The following is a 16,759-nucleotide window of genomic DNA, read 5'->3' on the forward strand; positions in this document are numbered from 1 at the left end:
CGAACCTTCCTAGCCTGAGCCCATGCCTTCCGAGACGATGACGCCTCCCCTCCGTGCCGCCGAGCAGGAGCGGGCGCCCCGCGCGATCCACAACATGATCGCCGGCGAGCGCGTGGAGGGCATCGGCACCTTCACGAAGATCAGCCCGGTCGACGGATCGATCATCGCCGAGGTGCACGAGGCGGGCACCGAGCAGGTGGACCGCGCCGTGGCGGCTGCCCGCGCGGCGTTCGACGGACCGTGGGGGCGGATGACCGTCGCCGAGCGCGCCCGTCTGCTGCGCGGGGTGGCCGACGCGATCGACCGTCGGGCCGACGAGCTCGTCGCGGCCGAGGTGGGCGACACGGGCAAGCCCGAGGCCCTGGCCCGCGACCTCGATGTGGCGCGCGCCGCTGCGAACTTCCGCTCCTTCGCCGACACGGTCTCGACCGCCGGACTCGACTCGTTCCTGACCGAGCTGCCCGACGGCCGCCGCGCACTCAACTACGCGGTGCGCAAGCCACTCGGGGTCGTCGCCGTGATCGTGCCGTGGAACCTGCCCCTGCTACTGCTCACATGGAAGCTGGCTCCGGCCCTCGCCACCGGCAACACCGTCGTCATCAAGCCCTCGGAGGAGACGCCGTCGTCGGCCACCCTGCTGGCCGAGATCCTCGCCGAAGCGGGTGTCCCCGCCGGGGTGGTCAACGTCGTGCACGGCTTCGGCGCAGGCTCCGCAGGCGAAGCGCTCACGTCGCACCCCGGCATCGACGGGGTCACCTTCACCGGCGAGTCGTCCACCGGTTCCGCGATCATGCGGGCGGTCGCACCGAGGGTGCGTCCCGTGTCGTTCGAGCTGGGCGGCAAGAACGCCGCGCTGGTGTTCGCCGACGCCGACCTCGACGCCGCGGTCGCCGGCCTCGCCCGCTCGACCTACCTCAACACCGGCCAGGTCTGCCTGTGCACCGAGCGCATCTACGTGCAGCGTGCGGTCTTCGACGACGTGGCGGCCGGTCTCGCCGAGCACGCCGCCCGCCTGCGTCTGGGGCGCCCGGAGGATCCGGCGACGACCACCGGTCCGCTCATCTCCCAGGCCCACCGCGACAAGGTGCGCTCCTACTTCGACCTCGCCGTCGCCGAGGGCGCGACCGTGCTCGCCGGCGGTGGCATCCCGACCCTGGGCGACGGACTCGACGGCGGCTCCTGGATCGAGCCCACTCTGTGGACGGGCCTCGACAACAGTCACCGCACCGTGCGCGAAGAGGTGTTCGGTCCCGTCGCCGCCCTCATCCCCTTCGACACCGAGGAGGAGGCAGTCGCGCTCGCGAACGACACCGACTACGGGCTCGCCGCCGTCACCTGGACCACCGACCTCACCCGCGGACACCGCGTGGCCCAGCAGATGCGCACCGGCATGTCGTGGGTCAACACCTGGTACCTGCGAGACCTGCGGAGCCCGTTCGGCGGTGTCGGGCTCTCCGGCATCGGCCGCGAGGGCGGGCACCATTCGCTGGAGTTCTACACCGAGCCGACGAACGTGTGCGTGCAGCTGTGACCGGCCTCCCCGACGCCGTGCACCTGGCGGACGAACGGCTGCGGCTCGCGGCCGAGTCCGCACGCCCGTGCGCACCGGTGCGCGACCTGCTCGGCGAGACTGATCAGGATGCCGCGTACGCGGTGCAGTCGCTCGGCATCGCGCGCCGTCTCGACGAGGGCCGCCGCATCGTCGGGCGCAAGATCGGCCTCACCTCCCCCGCCGTGCAAGCGCAGCTCGGGGTGGACAGCCCCGACTACGGCGTGCTGCTGGATGACATGATGTTCACCGACCGCGAGCCGATCGACCTCGCACGCTTCCTGCAACCGCGCGCCGAGGCCGAGGTCGCCTTCGTGCTGGGCAGCGACCTCGACTCCCCCACCACGCACGTCGCCGAGGTGATCCGTGCCACGGAGTTCGTGCTGCCCGCGATCGAGGTCGTCGACTCCCGCGTGGCTGGGTGGGACATCCGCATCACCGACACCATCGCCGACAACGCCTCCAGCGGGGCGGTCGTGCTCGGCACCACGCCGCGACGCCTCGACGGCTTCGACCTGACCGCGCTCGGCATGTCGCTCGACCGCGAGGGGCGACCGGTCTCGACGGGGTCGGGTGCCGCGTGCCTCGGCAGCCCCGTGATCGCCGTGGCGTGGTTGGCGCGTGAAGTCGCCCGCCGCGGACAGCCGCTGCGCGCGGGCGAGGTGATCCTCTCCGGGGCCCTCGGCCCTATGGTCGACGCGAACGCGGGGGTGTTCCGCGCGCGGCTCGACGGTCTCGGCGAGGTCTGTGCCGACTTCGTCGGCGCGGCATCCGGAACGACAACGGAAGGGGCTGCGGCATGACCGTCGGCATCGCCATCATCGGCTCGGGCAACATCGGCACCGACCTGCTCATCAAGGTCAAGCGGCTCTCGACCACGCTGCACGTGGTCGCTATGGCCGGGATCGACGAGCAGTCCGACGGCCTCGCCCGCGCGCGACGGCTCGGTGTCGCCACCACCCACGAGGGCGTGGACGGGCTGATCGCGATGCCCGAGTTCGCCGATGTCGAGCTCGTGTTCGACGCGACCTCGGCCGGAGCCCACGCCCGCAACGACGCGCTCGTGCGCAACGCCGGACGCCTCATGGTCGATCTGACCCCGGCGGCGATCGGCCCCTATGTCGTGCCGGTCGTCAACCTCGAAGCGCATCTCGGTGCGACCAACGTGAACATGGTCACCTGCGGTGGCCAGGCCACGGTGCCGATGGTGGCAGCGGTGTCGCGCGTCGCCCCGGTGGCCTACGCCGAGATCGTCGCCTCGATCGCCTCGAAGTCGGCCGGCCCCGGAACCAGGGCGAACATCGACGAGTTCACCGAGACGACCGCCCGTGCACTGGAGGTGATCGGCGGCGCCGACCACGGCAAGGCCATCATCGTGCTCAACCCCGCCGACCCACCGCTCATCATGCGCGACACGGTCTTCTGCCTGGTCGAGGGCGACCCCGCCTCTCTGGATCGCGATGCCGTGAGCGCCTCGATCGCCGACATGGTCGCCGACGTTCAGGCCTACGTCGGCGGCTATCGGCTCAAGCAGCAGGTGCAGTTCGATGCGGTCGACGAGGCCTACGTTCCCGCACTCGACCGGCCGTTCCGCGGCACGCGCGTGAGCGTCCTGCTGGAAGTCGCCGGCGCCGGCCACTATCTTCCGGAGTACGCGGGCAATCTCGACATCATGACCTCGGCAGCCCTTCGCACGGCCGAGCGACTCGTCGCCCAACGGACAGGGGTTCCCGCATGACCACCGCTTCTCCCCGCGTGTACGTGCAGGACGTCACCCTCCGCGACGGCATGCACGCCATCGGCCACGGCTACACCACCGACCAGGTGCAGGGCATCGCCCGTGCTCTCGAAGCCGCGGGCGTCGATGCCATCGAGGTCGCGCACGGCGACGGCCTCGGCGGATCGAGCGTGGCCTACGGACAGGGCGCGCACACCGACTGGCAGTGGATCGAGGCGGCGGCAGAGGTGCTCGACCGTGCCGTGCTGACCACCCTGATCCTGCCCGGCATCGGCACGATCGACGACCTCGCCCGCGCCCGCGACCTGGGTGTCGCGAGCGTGCGGGTCGCGACGCACTGCACCGAGGCCGACGTCGCGATCCAGCACATCACCTGGGCGCGCGAGCACGGCATGGACGTGTCCGGCTTCCTGATGATGAGCCACCTCAACGACCCGCACGGCCTCGCCGAGCAGGCGAAGATCATGGAGGCGGCGGGAGCGCACTGCGTGTACGTCACCGACTCGGGCGGACGCCTCACGATGCGCGACGTGGCCGAGCGCGTCGATGCCTACCGCGAGGTGCTCGACCCCGGCACGCAGATAGGCATCCACGCGCACGAGAACCTGTCGCTGAGCGTGGCCAACAGCGTCACGGCCGTCGAGCACGGCGTGTATCGGGTCGATGCCTCGCTCGCAGGGCAGGGCGCCGGGGCGGGCAACTGCCCGATCGAGGCTTTCATCGCGGTGGCCGACCTGCTCGGCTGGGAGCACGGCTGCGACCTGTTCGCGCTGCAGGATGCGGCAGAGGAACTGGTGCGTCCGCTGCAGCGCCGCCCCGTCCGCGTCGACCGCGAGACCCTCACCCTCGGCTACGCGGGGGTGTACTCGAGCTTCCTGCTGCACGCCGAGCGCGCGGCGGAGAAGCACGGCCTCGATGCCCGTGACATCCTCGTGGAGCTGGGACGCCGCCGCATGGTCGGCGGCCAGGAGGACATGATCGTCGACGTCGCCCTCGACCTCGTCGCCGCACGCTCGGAGGTGACCGCATGACCGCCGACGCCGTGTTCGCCGCCGCTCTCGACACCGCCCAGCGCACCGCGACCGCCATCAGCCAGCTCTCCTCGACCGAGGAGGTCGGGCTCGACACCGCGTACGCCACACAGCACGCGCTGATCGCCCGCCGACTCGCCCGCGGCGAGCGCGTCACCGGCCTCAAGCTCGGCTTCACGAGCCAGGCGAAGGCGCAGCAGATGGGCGTGCACGATGTGATCATGGGCACCCTCACCGATGGGATGCGCCTCGACGATGACGCGGTGTTCGACCGCCGGTCCGCCATCCACCCGCGCATCGAGCCCGAAGTGGCCTACCTTCTCGCCGCCGACATCGACGGCGTCGACACCGCTCTTCCGCTGGCGGAGATCGTCGCCGCGGTCGCTCCCGCGCTGGAGATCATCGACTCCCGCTACCGCGACTTCCGCTTCAGCCTGTCCGACGTCGTGGCCGACAACACCTCGGCAGCCGGCTACGTGATCGGTCCGTGGACGCCGTTCGAGCAGGCCGGCACTCTCGACAACCGCGCCGTGCGGCTCGAGGTCGACGGCAGGGTGGCGGCGACCGGATCGACCGCGGCGATCCTGGGCGATCCCGGCCGTGCCATCGCCGCCGCAGCCCGGCTCGCCGCGGCCCACGGGTTCGCGCTCCGCGCCGGCATGGTGCTGCTCGCCGGAGCCGCGACCGCCGCCGTCCCCCTGCCGGACCACGGCGTCGTCGAGGCGACGATCACCGGGCTCGGGCGGGTCGGCATCCGCACGCACGAGGGATCAGACAGCCTCACGGAGGGATCACGATGACCGGATCAGGCGGCATCCTCGTCGAGGGCAAAGCGACCCCCCGCGGCCGCTTCCCGCACGCCAAGGTCTCCGGCGACCTCGTCTTCGTCTCCGGCACATCGAGCAGGCGGCCCGACAACACGATCGCCGGAGCGGAGGTCGACGAGTTCGGCGCGACGCGTCTCGACGTCGCGGTGCAGACCCGCGCGGTCATCGAGAACATCCGGGCCGTGCTCGCCGCCGCCGGGTGCGACCTCGACGATCTGGTGCAGGCGACGAGCTTCCTCGTCGACATGAACGACTTCGCCGCCTACAACGCCGTCTGGGCCGAGTACTTCGACGAGCAGGGCCCCGCCCGCACCACGGTGGCCGTTCATGCGCTGCCTCATCCGCACCTGCGCATCGAGATCCAGGCGATCGCACGGCGCCCCGAAACCCCCACCGACGACACCACTGTCGACCGCACCACCGTTGCCACTCTCGAGGAGGAGAAATGAGCACCATCCCACCCGTCATCGATTTCGCCGCATGGATCAAGGAGAACGAGCACCTCCTGAAGCCGCCGGTCAACAACAAGGCCGCGTGGACGCCCATGGGCGACTTCATCGTGCAGGTCGTCGGCGGCCCCAACAAGCGCACCGACTTCCACTTCGACCCCTACGAGGAGTGGTTCTACCAGTACCGCGGCAACATGCACGTGAACATCCAGACGCCCGACGGCCCGCAGCGCATCGACATCCGCGAAGGCGAGATGTGGCTGCTGCCCGGCAACGTGTTCCACTCCCCGCAGCGCCCGGAAGAGGGCTCCATCGGCATCGTGATCGAGCGCATCCGCGAAGAGGGCACGCTCGAGAAGTTCGCCTGGTTCTGCCCGAACTGCAACGCCAAGGTGCACGAGGTCGAGCTGCAGGTGCGCGACATCGTCGAGGATCTGCCGCCGGTCTTCCGAGACTTCTACGAGAGCGAAGAGGGGCGTACCTGCCCGGAGTGCGGCACCGTCCACCCCGGCAAGGGCTGAAGCCCCTTGGGCACGATCGACGTCCACACGCACTTCGTGCCGAGCTCCTGGCCCGACCTGTCGACACAGGTCGGGCCGGGGCTCTGGCCGACCCTGCGCGTGGACTCCGAGCGCGAGGCGATGATCATGCTCGGCGAGACCGAGTTCCGGCGCGTCGGCGACGACTGCTGGGATGCGACCGTGCGCCTGGCCGACATGGATGCCGACGGCGTCGAGATGCAGGTGGTCTCCCCCACGCCGCTGTTCTTCTCGTACGACAAGTCGGGCGCCGAGGCGGTCAAGGTCGCCCGCATCTTCAACGACCTCGCCCTGGAGATCTGCGCCCCGGCCCCTGATCGGCTGATCCCCTTCGCCCAGGTGCCGCTGCAGGATCCGGATGCCGCGTGCGCCGAGGCCGATCGCGCGATCGCCTCCGGTCACGCCGGCGTCGAGATCGGGAACCACGTCGGCGACCGCGACCTCGACGACGAGGGCATGGTGATGTTCCTGCAGCACTGCGCCGACAGCGGCATCCCGGTGTTCGTGCATCCGTGGGACATGCCGGGCTCGCCGCGCCTCGACCGCTGGATGGCGCGCTGGCTCACCGGCATGCCCGCCGAGACGCACCTGTCGATCATCGCGATGATCCTGGGCGGAGTGTTCGACCGGGTACCGCCGACCCTCCGCCTGGCGTTCGCGCACGGCGGCGGCTCCTTCGCCTTCTGGCTGGGCCGGTTCGAGAACGCCTGGCTGCAGCGGCCCGACCTCATCGGGGTCAGTGAACGCCCGCCGTCGGCCTACCTCGATCGCTTCAGCGTCGACAGCGTGGTGTTCGACCCGGTCGCCCTGCGCGTGCTGGTGGAGACCCTCGGCGCCTCGCAGGTGATGGTCGGCAGCGACTACCCCTACCCCCTGGGCGAGCGACCCGTCGGCAGCGTCATCGACCGTGCCGACTTCCTCGACGAGGCGCACAAGAGCGCCATCCGTCGCGACAACGCCCTGCGATTCCTGGGGCGCTGACCCCGCACGACCTCGAACGGACCCACCCCATGAGCACGACCTCCACCCGCCCCGCGATCGACCGCGCCACCTGCGCAGCCCTCGACGAGAACGACCCGCTGGCGCCGATGCGCGAACGCTTCGTGCTGCCCGACGATGTGATCTACCTCGACGGCAACTCGCTAGGTGCGCTGCCGCGGCACACCGCGGCGCACCTGCAGCAGGTGATCGCCGAGGAGTGGGGCACCGGCCTCATCCGCAGCTGGAACGACGCCGGATGGTTCGCCAAGCCGCGCACGATCGGCGACCGGATCGCACCGCTCATCGGAGCGCACGCCGGCGAGGTCGTGCTCGGCGACTCGACGTCGGCGAGCCTGTTCCAGGCGGTGGTGGCGGCGATCAGGCTCCGTCCGGGACGACGCGTGATCATCGCGGAGCGCGGCAACTTCCCCACCGATCTCTACATGCTCGAAGCCGTGCAGGAGCTGCTCGGCGGCGGAACGCCCCTGGAGCGCCTACTGATCTCGGATGACGGCCCCACCCTCGACGACGTGCTCGACGATCACGTCGCGGTCGTGGTGCTCACGCAGGTCGACTACCGCACCGGACGGATGCACGACATCGCCGCGGTGACCCGCAAGGTACACGCGGCGGGAGCCCTGGTCGTCTGGGATCTGTGCCACAGCGCCGGCGCCGTGCCGATCGACCTGAACGCCGCGGATGCCGACTTCGCGGTCGGCTGCACCTACAAGTATCTCAACGGCGGGCCCGGCTCGCCCTCGTTCATCTGGGCCGCCAGCCGTCACCACGATGCGGCCCGCCCTGCCCTGACCGGCTGGCACGGGCATGCCAGGCCGTTCGACTTCACGGTGGAGTACGCCCCCGCACCGGGGATCGAGCGCTTCCGGGTCGGCACACCGCAGCTGCTGTCGGTCGCGGGACTCGAGGCGAGTCTCGACATCTGGGACGACGTCGACATGGAGCTGCTGCGCGAGAAGAGCCTGCGGCTGACCGAGCTGTTCATGTCCCTCGTCGACACCCGTCTCACACCGCGCTGGGGCATCGAGCCGGTCACCCCTCGGGAGTCTGCCCGCCGCGGCAGCCAGGTGTCGCTCCGCCACGAGGACGGCTACGCGGTGATGCAGGCGCTGATCGAGCGAGGAGTGATCGGCGACTTCCGCGCTCCCGACCTCATCCGCTTCGGGTTCACCCCGCTCTACACCTCGTACACCGACGTGTGGGACGCGGTCGATGCGCTGGAGGACGTGCTGCACAGCGAGATCTGGCGTGAACCGCGATTCGCGCGCCGCGGCACCGTGACCTGAAGCGGGTATCCCGCGCGGGCCGTCATCCAGTCACACACCTGCATGACTCCGGCGCACTCGCATGAACGGACTGGCGTACCCGGTCATGCATCCGTGCAGGAGTCATACATTCGCGCCAGGCGTCAGACCCCTTCGGCGGCGGCCTCCGTCGCCGCGGCGTCGAGCAGCGCGATGACCCCGTCGCGCACGTGGTTCAGGTGCGATTCGAGCACGCGCAGCGCCTCGTCGGCATCGCCCGCCGCCACGACGTCGATGAGCTCGCCGTGCGAGTGGTCGTGCGCGCCGGGCGACACCAGCCGCCAGCCGAGCACGTAGCGCCCCAGCTTGAGCCGCAGCTGCTCGATCATCTCCCACATCACGGGGCGGGCCTGGGCGTCGTAGAGCGTCGCGTAGAACTCGGTGCGGGCCTCGACAAACTCCCCGCCCTCGGAGATGTCGTCGGCCGTCTGCGCGAGCTCGCGCAGACGGGCGACCCGCTCCGGCGTGATCTCCGCCATCGCCAGGCGCAGCGCATCCTTCTCGAGAAGCGTCCGCAGGTGGTAGACCTCGGTCGCCTCATCGACCGAGAGCGCGCGCACCATCGCCCCGCGACGGGCATGGAAGACCACGAGCCCGTCGGCCTCGAGCTGGATCAGGGCCGAGCGGATCGGGAGCCGCGAGATGCCGATGGACTCGGCCAGCGTCTCCTGGCGCAGCTTCATGCCGGGGGGCAGCGTGCCGTCGAGGATCGCGTCGCGGATGATGTCGTAGGCCATCGCTCCGACCGACCGGTACCCGGCCCCGTGTCGCTGAGCGAGCTTCTGCAGAGCCTCGGCCCGTTCCTTGGGCGACGCGGCGTTCCCTGATTGCACCATGGGAGCGAGAGTATCGGATCCTCACGTCGAACTCTGCATTCTGGATCCAGAATCGGATCGCGCCGCCGCCCCTGTCGCCATCCCGCGCCCAGGGCGCCCGAGTCCTCCCGCGGGGGGACGAGGATCACCCTGCGGGAGGATGCCCCGGCGCGCGCGACCCGGCAGGCTCGAATCGTCGATCGTGTCGCCGGAGCTCAGTCGCCTCTCGTCGCGCTGAGCCGGACCCACAGGATTCGGCACGGGGCGACGTGGGTCGAGTGATCACAGGCGGCTTCCGCGTCGCGCGCGTGCCACTTCGCCCGCCGCTGCGACCCAGCCGAAAGCACCTCACCGCTCCATGTCGTTCCTCACACGCAGCAGTCTCAAGAACCGCCTGATCCTGTCGCTCGCGACACTGGCGATCGTCGCTCTCGGCCTGATCTCGATGGGCTCGCTCAAGCAGGAGCTGATGCCGTCGCTGCAGGCGCCCATGGCGTTCATCTCGGCGCAGTCGCAGGGTCTCGCGCCCGAAGAGATGGCGAGCAGCGTGACCGAGCCCGTCGAGCAGGCCGTCCGCGCCGTGCCCGGCGTGACGAGCGTCACGTCCACCACATCCAGCGGGGGTGCGCAGATCCTCGTCGAGTGGTCGTTCGGGGAGAACGACGAGGAGACCCTGCGCACGATCCGCAGTGCGACCGAGTCGTTGAAGCCGAGCTTCCCCTCGGGCACAGAGGTCCAGGTGGCGTCGGGCGGTGCCGGTGATCTGCCCGCGATGGTCCTCAGCGCGGGCACCAGCGGCGACCAGGAGAAGTTCGGCGATGCTCTGCAGCAGACCGTCGTCCCGGCGCTCAAGGGCGTACCGGGTGTGCGCGCCGTCGAGCTCGCGGGCCAGGAGACGCAGCGCATCACGATCGATCTCCGCCCCGCGGATGTCACGCGGCTGAAGGTCGAGCCCTCGACGCTCGGCCCGATCCTCGAGGCGCACGGCGCCGCGCTTCCGGCAGGGCAGGCGGATTCCGCCGAGGGGCCTCTGTCGATCACCGTGGGGTCGCGACTCGCCACTCTCGAAGACATCCAGGCCCTGCCTGTACCCACGCCCGAGGGAGCCGTCACGGTCGCCGAATTCGCCGACGTCTCGATCGAGACGGTGCCGGCGCAGACCATCTCGCGGGTCAACGGCAACCCGTCGCTCACGCTCCAGATCATCCCGTCGCAGGGAGCCAACGTGGTCGACATCTCGCACGGCGTGAACGCCGAGCTCGACCGGCTCGCCCCGATCGTCAAGGCCGAGTTCGTGACGATCTTCGACCAGGCGCCCTACATCGAGCAGTCGATCCACGACCTCTCCGTCGAGGGCGGGCTGGGCCTGCTCTTCGCCGTGCTCGTGATCCTCGCGTTCCTGCGCTCGTGGCGCTCGACGGTCATCGCTGCCGTGTCGATCCCGCTGTCGCTGCTGATCACGCTCGTGGGCCTGTGGTGGAGCGGCAACACCCTCAACATCCTGACCCTCGGCGCGCTCACGATCGCCATCGGACGTGTCGTCGACGACTCCATCGTGGTGATCGAGAACATCTCGAGACGACGCGGCGACGGACCGCTCACCATCGACGGCATCGTCGCCTCGGTGCGCCAGGTCGCCGGTGCCATCACCGCCTCGACGCTCACCACCGTCGCGGTCTTCCTGCCCATCGCCTTCGTCTCCGGAATCGCCGGGCAGCTGTTCCGGCCGTTCGCGGTGACGGTCTCGATCGCGCTTCTCGCCTCTCTGGTCGTCTCGCTCACGATCGTGCCGGTGCTCGCCTCCTGGTTCCTCAACAGGGCTCCGAAGCACCGTGCCGCAGCTGCCGAAGCGGCTCAGCCAGTGTCCGAGGGATCGGCGGACGACGCACCGCTCGCCCACGAGAACGAGGTGCCGTCCGAGCTCGACGAGATCCATACGGCTCCCGACCGCCTGCAGCGCACGTTCATGCCGGCCCTGAACGCGACCCGTCGACACCCGGTCATCACCCTGGTCGCCTCGGCCCTGCTGCTCGTCGCGACGCTGGGTATGACGCCGTTCATCCAGACCGACTTCCTGGGCTCATCGGGTCAGGCGAGCCTGCAGGTCGTGCAGACGCCCCCGAAGGAGGCCACGGCCGACCTGGTCGCCGCCGCGGAGCCGGTCGAGAAGACGCTCGGGAAGATCGCGGAGATCGATGACATCACCACCTCGATCCCGGTCCCCACACCCGGCACCCCGACGTCGATCACCTACGACCTGCGGGTGAAGGACGGAGCCGACGTCGCCGCGGTCGAGTCGAAGGTGCAGAAGGCGCTGGACGGTCTTGCCGACAGCGGCACGATCGAGCTCGCTTCGCAGGACGCCTCCCTCGCGGGTGCCGGTGACGGCATCGCCCTGGCCATCCAGGGCAACGACCCGGCCGCGCTGCGGACCGCGAGCGATCTGCTGGAGACGCAGCTCGCCGACGCCGACGGGGTGCGCTCCGTGAAGAGCGAGCTCGCGGGCGAGCAGCCGGTGCTGCGCGTGAAGGTCGACGAGCCGCTGGCCGCGCGCCTCGGCTTCGACCGGGCCACGATCGCGAAGGCCGTGCAGGAGGCGCTCTCGGGCACCACCGTCGGCACCCTCATGTACGAGGGTCGGGAGCGCGACATCGTCGTGCGCACGCCGGGCTCGGCACGAACCGCCGACAAGCTCGGCGAGATCATGCTGCCCGTCACGGCCCAGCAGACGGCAGAGGCGCAGAAGGCCGCCGCCGACGCACTCGAGGCCAAAGCCAAGGCCAAGGCCGACGAGGCCAAGACAAAGGCCGAGAAAGAACTCGACTCGCAGATCAACACGGCCACGAAGCAGCGGGCCGAGCTCGCGGGTCAGATCGGCGCCCTGAACAAGCAGCTCGCGGAGCTGTCGGCGGCGCCGATCGTCCCCGCAGACCCGCTGAGTCCTGAGGACGAGGCGGTGCTCCAGGCGCAGGCGGAGCGCGCCGAGCAGCTCTCGGCACTGCAGAGCGCGATCGAAGGCGCGCAGTCCGGCATCAAGGCGGCGGACGAGCAGATCAAGGCCCTGCGTCAGAGCCGCACCGACGCCGCCGCCCAGCAGGTCGAGGCCGAAGCCGCCGAGGCGGAGCAGAAGGCGGCCACCGAGGTCACGGGCACCGCGATCCCTCTGGCCGCGATCGCCACGGTCGAGGAAGAGCTCACCGCTCCGACCATCACCCGCGCGGAAGGCGAGCGGCAGGTCACCCTGACGGTCACGCCGGAGAAGGGTGGTCTGTCGGCGGCCAGCCGGGCGATCGACGAAGCGATCGCCGAGACCGACCTGCCGGCGGGGGTCACGTTCGAGCAGGGCGGCGCGTCCGCCCAGCAGGACGAGGCGTTCAGTCAGCTCGGTCTGGCGATGCTGGGGGCCATCGTTCTCGTGCTGCTGGTGATGGTGGCGACGTTCCGCAACTTCCGCGGCCCGCTCGTGCTGCTCATCTCGATCCCGTTCGCGGCGACCGGTGCGATCCTCGGGCTCCTCCTCACCGGTACGCCGATGGGGCTTCCTGCCCTGATCGGACTGCTGATGCTCATCGGCATCGTCGTGACGAACGCCATCGTGCTGATGGACCTCGTGAACCGCCTCCGGGTGGCCGGGGCGAGCCTGGACGAGGCCGTGGAGCACGGAACGCGGCTGCGTCTGCGTCCGATCCTGATGACGGCGGCCGCGACCGTGTTCGCGCTGGTCCCGATGTCGCTCGGCCTGACCGGTGGTGGCGTGTTCATCTCGAAGCCGTTGGCGATCGTGGTGATCGGCGGACTGGTCTCATCGACGCTGCTCACCCTGGTGCTGGTGCCGGTCCTGTACACGCTCGTGGAGCGCAGCCGGGATCGCCGGATCGCCAAGCGTGCCGAGCGACGGGCCCGCCGTGAGGAGCGCCGTGCCGCCTCTGCCGAGGAGACGACGGACGTCTTCGAGGTGGCGGCCGACAGGGAGTAGCCCCTCGCGCTCGCTCACCGAAGTGCGGTGATCGCCGCACGGATGTCGGGAGGTTCCCGCGGATCCCGTACGGATCTGCCGGATTCTCCCGACATCCGTGCATTCTCCCGACATCCGTGCGGGCTTGAGGCCCGCACGGCGCAGGGTTCAGTCGCTGGAGGACGCGACCGCACGGATCAGCTCCGCGAGGTCGCCGGGACGACTCCACATCGGCCAGTGCCCCGTCGGCAGGTCGACGACGTCGAGGTGGTCGAGCTCCGCGACTTCGGCGAACATGGGATGACCCGCCTGCGCCAGTTCCCGCACCTGCGTGCCCGAGATCGAGCAGCACACGAGCGTGGTCGGGATCCTGCGACGCGCATCGTCCACGAGCTCGACGGGCTGCCGCAGCGCGGGGCCGGGCTGCGGCACGGCCCGCTCGCGAAAGCGCTCGAGCACCTCCGTGCTCAGTCCCTCCAGGCTCGCCTGCTGCCCCAGCACCTCGAACGGCGGCAGAGGAAGCTCGTCCACCTGCTCCGGGAGGTCGGGCGCGAACACGCTCCCGGTCGCCACCGGGCCGGAGTCGACCCACACCACCCGGCCGAACAGCTCCGGGTGCCGATCGAGCACGAGGCTGAAGGGCGCGTTCGCGCCGCTGTGCGCGACGATGATCGCGGGATGCTGCTCTGAGACACCGAGCCGGGCGAGCTCCCCCAGGATCCCGGCGGCTTGATCGTCGAGCGTCTTCGTCGCACGCTCGGGATCGTTCGCGTCGAGACCCGGCAGCGTCATCGCGACCGCACGAGGGCCCGCGGCGTTCAGGTGTTCGAGGACCTCATCCCACGCCCACGCACCCAACCAGTGGCCGGCGATGAAGAGGATGGTCGGGCTGCTCGTCGTCTGTGTCATACCCCCAGCTTGTTCCGCAGTGCGGGCAGGTGTGTGTCACTATTTATGTCATGAATTTTCAGGCAGAACCGTGAAGCGTACAGAGCGCCTGCATGCGCTGTCCGAGATGCTCCGACGCAGCGGATCGCGGGGCTGCTCGGCCGAGCGTCTGGCGCGGGAGTTCGACGTCTCCGTGCGCACCGTCAAACGCGACCTGGCGGCGTTGGAACGCAGCGGCGCGCCGCTGTGGTCGCGCCCGGGGCCCGGAGGCGGCTACGGCCTGGCCGTGGGAGCATCGCTGCCGCCGGTGAGCCTGTCTCCCGCGCAGGCCGTGGCGCTCATGGCTGCCGTGTCCGCGGCGCCCGACGCCCCCTACGCCGACCTGGCCGCGGCGGGTGTGCGGAAGATCCTGGATGTCCTCGATCCTCACACGCGCGCCCGAGCCGACGCGCTCGCCCACCGCGTGTGGATCGATGCGCCGCCCTCTTCCTCCCGCGCGATCCGGTCGGCGCTGGAGGAGGCGATGTCGGACCAGCGCGTGGTCCGCCTCCGGTACACGGCCAGAGACGGGAACACGACAACCCGTGATGTCGAGCCCGTGCTGTTCGCCTCCACGAACGGCCAGTGGTACCTGGTCGGGTGGTGCCGTCTGCGTGACGCCATGCGGTGGTTCGCCGTGTCGCGCGTCGAGAGGGCCAGCGTCACGAAGGCGGCCTGCAGCGGTCACACCGTCGATGAGGTCGGAGAGCCGCCGGCCGGTGCACGGCCGGTGCACGGTGGAGACGGGTGAGGCGCACGAGCGACCGGGCCGGGGAATGCAGAACGCCCCTGTCCCGGAGGACAGGGGCGTTCTCGACGTGCCTTACTTGGCGGCGACGACCTGCAGCGTGATCACTGCGGTGACGTCGTCGTGCAGACGCACGGTCGCCTCGTGCTCACCGGTCACCTTGATGGGCGACGTGATGTGCACCTTGCGCTTGTCGATCGAGCCCAGGCCGGAGGCTGCGACAGCATCCGCGACGTGGTCCGTCTTGACGGAGCCGAAGAGACGACCCTCCTTGCCGGCCTTGACCGTGAGGCGCACCTTGGTGCCCTCGAGAGCGTTCTTCAGCGCGACAGCGTCGTCACGATCGTGGATCGCGCGTGCCTGACGCGCGGCCTGGATCGATGCGACCTGCTTTTCGCCACCGCGGGTCCACGCCGTAGCGAAGCCCTGCGGGATGAGGAAGTTACGGGCGTACCCGTTCTTGACCTCGACAACGTCACCGGCACTACCCAGCCCGGCGACCTCGTTCGTGAGAATCAGCTTTGCCATCTCGATACCCCTTACCGGCCGGCGCCAGCGTAGGGCAGGAGCGCCATTTCGCGCGCGTTCTTGATCGCCGTGGCGATCAGACGCTGCTCCTGCACCGAGACACCGGTGATACGACGGGCACGGATCTTGCCGCGCTCCGAGACGAACTTGCGAAGGGTGGCGACATCCTTGTAATCGATGACACCGACCCGGATGGACTTCGCGGGAGCGGTGGGCTTGCCACCCTTCCGCGGCTTGCGGCGGTCGCCGCTCGACTTTCCAGCCATTGTTTTTCCTTAGTGATGAGCGGATGCCGGCCGTGAAGGCCGGATCCAGAAGTTGTTCAGAACGGGGTGTCGTCGCCGAAGCTGCCGGGAGTGCTCCAGGCATCCGCGCTGGTCGACGAACCGGGCGTGGACCACGGCTCCTCCGACACCTGCTGCTGCGCGGGACGGGACTGTCCACCGCCACCGGCACCGCCGGCACCGCCGGTCGAGGCCGCACGGGTGACCTGCGCGGTCGCGTACCGGAGCGAGGGGCCGATCTCGTCGACCTCCAGCTCGATCGCGGTGCGCTGGTTGCCCTCGCGGTCCTGGTAGGAGCGCTGACGCAGACGGCCCTGCGCGATGACGCGCATGCCCTTCGTCAGCGAACCCGCCACGTGCTCGGCGAACTCGCGCCAGACGGATGCGCGGAGGAACAGCGCGTCGCCGTCCTTCCACTCATTCGCGGCACGGTCGAAGTTCCGAGGCGTCGATGCGATGGTGAAGTTCGCCACCGGCAGCCCGTTCTGCGTGTAGCGCAGCTCGGGGTCGGCCGTGAGGTTTCCCACCACGGTGATGACGGTTTCGCCGGCCATGGGACTTAGGCCTTCGCAGCCTTGGCGGCCTTGCGAGCAGCCTTCTCTTCGGAGCGCTTGGCCTCCGAAGCGACCATCGCCTGAGCCTCTTCCGAGCGGAGGACCTTGGTACGCATGATCTGCTCGTTCAGCTTCAGCTGACGGTCGAGCTCCTGCGTGGCCTCGCTGGTAGCGGTGAAGTTGACGACGGCGTAGATGCCCTCGGTCTTCTTCTGGATCTCGTAAGCCAGACGGCGCTTGCCCCAGATGTCGACCTTGTCAATCGAGCCACCATCGTTGGTGATGACCTTCAGGAACTTGTCGAGCGTCGGGGCGACCGTGCGCTCGTCGATCTCGGGGGTCAGAATGACCATGAGTTCGTACTGGTGCGTCACTTACCCACCTCCTTCGGACTAGAACGGCTCTCGGGACTTTCCCGGGAGCAGGAGGGTGTGTGCACGTGCCGGTCTCTGGAATCCCGAATGGACGCCGCGAGACAGACAACCTTGACAGTCTAGCGGAAGAGCAGTGAG

Annotated in this window: 17 protein-coding genes; 11 read left to right on the forward strand and 6 right to left on the reverse strand. The window is 69.8% G+C overall.

Features of this window, described 5'->3' with window-relative positions:
• Positions 1-22 precede the first annotated feature (22 nt).
• From ACP699_RS11140 to kynU, 9 genes are read left to right on the forward strand one after another with little or no spacing between them, the layout of a single operon-like run.
• Positions 23-1,531 (forward strand): 2-hydroxymuconic semialdehyde dehydrogenase, encoded by a 1,509-nt coding sequence (locus ACP699_RS11140; protein ID WP_235563220.1) that lies wholly within the window; start codon positions 23-25, stop codon positions 1,529-1,531.
• Entirely contained in the window at positions 1,528-2,352 is an 825-nt protein-coding gene (locus tag ACP699_RS11145; protein ID WP_055875292.1) for a 2-keto-4-pentenoate hydratase, read from the forward strand. The genes ACP699_RS11140 and ACP699_RS11145 overlap by 4 nt, the downstream gene beginning before the upstream one ends.
• The gene (locus tag ACP699_RS11150; RefSeq protein ID WP_055875295.1) at positions 2,349-3,287 is read left to right on the forward strand and encodes an acetaldehyde dehydrogenase (acetylating); all 939 of its coding nucleotides are present in this window, start codon (positions 2,349-2,351) and stop codon (positions 3,285-3,287) included. The genes ACP699_RS11145 and ACP699_RS11150 overlap by 4 nt, the downstream gene beginning before the upstream one ends.
• Positions 3,284-4,318, forward strand: coding sequence for a 4-hydroxy-2-oxovalerate aldolase (dmpG, locus tag ACP699_RS11155; protein WP_426171138.1), 1,035 nt, complete (start codon positions 3,284-3,286; stop codon positions 4,316-4,318). Before ACP699_RS11150 ends, dmpG begins: the two co-directional genes overlap by 4 nt.
• The gene (locus tag ACP699_RS11160; protein WP_426171140.1) at positions 4,315-5,118 is read left to right on the forward strand and encodes a 2-keto-4-pentenoate hydratase; all 804 of its coding nucleotides are present in this window, start codon (positions 4,315-4,317) and stop codon (positions 5,116-5,118) included. Before dmpG ends, ACP699_RS11160 begins: the two co-directional genes overlap by 4 nt.
• Positions 5,115-5,594 (forward strand): RidA family protein, encoded by a 480-nt coding sequence (locus ACP699_RS11165; RefSeq protein WP_426171142.1) that lies wholly within the window; start codon positions 5,115-5,117, stop codon positions 5,592-5,594. The genes ACP699_RS11160 and ACP699_RS11165 overlap by 4 nt, the downstream gene beginning before the upstream one ends.
• Complete coding sequence (locus ACP699_RS11170) at positions 5,591-6,115, forward strand: 3-hydroxyanthranilate 3,4-dioxygenase (protein ID WP_055875308.1); 525 nt, start codon at positions 5,591-5,593, stop codon at positions 6,113-6,115. The genes ACP699_RS11165 and ACP699_RS11170 overlap by 4 nt, the downstream gene beginning before the upstream one ends.
• Before the next feature lie 6 nt (positions 6,116-6,121).
• Entirely contained in the window at positions 6,122-7,114 is a 993-nt protein-coding gene (locus ACP699_RS11175; RefSeq protein ID WP_426171145.1) for an amidohydrolase family protein, read from the forward strand.
• A 29-nt stretch (positions 7,115-7,143) separates the two neighbouring features.
• Positions 7,144-8,418 (forward strand): kynureninase, encoded by a 1,275-nt coding sequence (kynU, locus tag ACP699_RS11180; protein WP_426171147.1) that lies wholly within the window; start codon positions 7,144-7,146, stop codon positions 8,416-8,418.
• 122 nt (positions 8,419-8,540) lie between these two features.
• Here kynU and ACP699_RS11185 read toward each other — a convergent pair whose 3' ends face one another.
• Positions 8,541-9,272 (reverse strand): GntR family transcriptional regulator, encoded by a 732-nt coding sequence (locus ACP699_RS11185; RefSeq protein WP_426171149.1) that lies wholly within the window; start codon positions 9,270-9,272, stop codon positions 8,541-8,543.
• 337 nt (positions 9,273-9,609) lie between these two features.
• Here ACP699_RS11185 and ACP699_RS11190 point away from each other — a divergent pair, with 337 nt between their 5' ends.
• A complete protein-coding gene (locus ACP699_RS11190) occupies positions 9,610-13,227 on the forward strand; it encodes an efflux RND transporter permease subunit (RefSeq protein ID WP_426171151.1) in 3,618 nt (1,205 codons plus the stop codon).
• A gap of 147 nt (positions 13,228-13,374) precedes the next feature.
• On the opposite strand, the gene ACP699_RS11195 is transcribed toward ACP699_RS11190, so the two are convergent.
• On the reverse strand, positions 13,375-14,115 hold the full coding sequence (locus ACP699_RS11195) for an alpha/beta fold hydrolase (protein ID WP_426171153.1): 741 nt from the start codon (positions 14,113-14,115) through the stop codon (positions 13,375-13,377).
• Between the two features lie 70 nt (positions 14,116-14,185).
• Between ACP699_RS11195 and ACP699_RS11200 the strand changes: the two genes are divergently transcribed.
• Positions 14,186-14,884: a helix-turn-helix transcriptional regulator gene (locus ACP699_RS11200; RefSeq protein WP_426171155.1), complete on the forward strand. Its 699-nt coding sequence runs from the start codon at positions 14,186-14,188 to the stop codon at positions 14,882-14,884.
• A gap of 72 nt (positions 14,885-14,956) precedes the next feature.
• Here the strand turns inward: ACP699_RS11200 and rplI are convergent, their stop codons facing one another.
• From rplI to rpsF, 4 genes are read right to left on the reverse strand one after another with little or no spacing between them, the layout of a single operon-like run.
• The gene (gene rplI / locus ACP699_RS11205) at positions 14,957-15,409 is read right to left on the reverse strand and encodes a 50S ribosomal protein L9 (protein WP_426171157.1); all 453 of its coding nucleotides are present in this window, start codon (positions 15,407-15,409) and stop codon (positions 14,957-14,959) included.
• 11 nt (positions 15,410-15,420) lie between these two features.
• On the reverse strand, positions 15,421-15,675 hold the full coding sequence (gene rpsR / locus ACP699_RS11210) for a 30S ribosomal protein S18 (RefSeq protein WP_017829850.1): 255 nt from the start codon (positions 15,673-15,675) through the stop codon (positions 15,421-15,423).
• 56 nt (positions 15,676-15,731) lie between these two features.
• Complete coding sequence (locus ACP699_RS11215) at positions 15,732-16,247, reverse strand: single-stranded DNA-binding protein (protein ID WP_021201451.1); 516 nt, start codon at positions 16,245-16,247, stop codon at positions 15,732-15,734.
• Between the two features lie 5 nt (positions 16,248-16,252).
• Positions 16,253-16,621, reverse strand: coding sequence for a 30S ribosomal protein S6 (gene rpsF, locus ACP699_RS11220; protein ID WP_017829852.1), 369 nt, complete (start codon positions 16,619-16,621; stop codon positions 16,253-16,255).
• Positions 16,622-16,759: the final 138 nt, after the last annotated feature.

It is taken from the genome of Microbacterium sp. DWRC1-3 (assembly GCF_049896645.1).
In the GTDB taxonomy this organism is placed as follows: Bacteria; Actinomycetota; Actinomycetes; order Actinomycetales; family Microbacteriaceae; genus Microbacterium; species Microbacterium maritypicum.

What these genes read in the sequence shown, in the direction of transcription:
- ACP699_RS11160 (WP_426171140.1), top strand. Translation starts at nt 4,315, where the DNA reads ATGACCGCCGACGCCGTGTTCGCCGCCGCTCTCGACACCGCCCAGCGC.
- kynU (WP_426171147.1), top strand. Translation starts at nt 7,144, where the DNA reads ATGAGCACGACCTCCACCCGCCCCGCGATCGACCGCGCCACCTGCGCA.
- ACP699_RS11140 (WP_235563220.1), top strand. Translation starts at nt 23, where the DNA reads ATGCCTTCCGAGACGATGACGCCTCCCCTCCGTGCCGCCGAGCAGGAG.
- ACP699_RS11170 (WP_055875308.1), top strand. Translation starts at nt 5,591, where the DNA reads ATGAGCACCATCCCACCCGTCATCGATTTCGCCGCATGGATCAAGGAG.
- ACP699_RS11215 (WP_021201451.1), bottom strand. Translation starts at nt 16,247, where the DNA reads ATGGCCGGCGAAACCGTCATCACCGTGGTGGGAAACCTCACGGCCGAC.
- rplI (WP_426171157.1), bottom strand. Translation starts at nt 15,409, where the DNA reads ATGGCAAAGCTGATTCTCACGAACGAGGTCGCCGGGCTGGGTAGTGCC.
- ACP699_RS11195 (WP_426171153.1), bottom strand. Translation starts at nt 14,115, where the DNA reads ATGACACAGACGACGAGCAGCCCGACCATCCTCTTCATCGCCGGCCAC.
- ACP699_RS11150 (WP_055875295.1), top strand. Translation starts at nt 2,349, where the DNA reads ATGACCGTCGGCATCGCCATCATCGGCTCGGGCAACATCGGCACCGAC.
- ACP699_RS11185 (WP_426171149.1), bottom strand. Translation starts at nt 9,272, where the DNA reads ATGGTGCAATCAGGGAACGCCGCGTCGCCCAAGGAACGGGCCGAGGCT.
- ACP699_RS11165 (WP_426171142.1), top strand. Translation starts at nt 5,115, where the DNA reads ATGACCGGATCAGGCGGCATCCTCGTCGAGGGCAAAGCGACCCCCCGC.
- dmpG (WP_426171138.1), top strand. Translation starts at nt 3,284, where the DNA reads ATGACCACCGCTTCTCCCCGCGTGTACGTGCAGGACGTCACCCTCCGC.
- rpsR (WP_017829850.1), bottom strand. Translation starts at nt 15,675, where the DNA reads ATGGCTGGAAAGTCGAGCGGCGACCGCCGCAAGCCGCGGAAGGGTGGC.
- ACP699_RS11190 (WP_426171151.1), top strand. Translation starts at nt 9,610, where the DNA reads ATGTCGTTCCTCACACGCAGCAGTCTCAAGAACCGCCTGATCCTGTCG.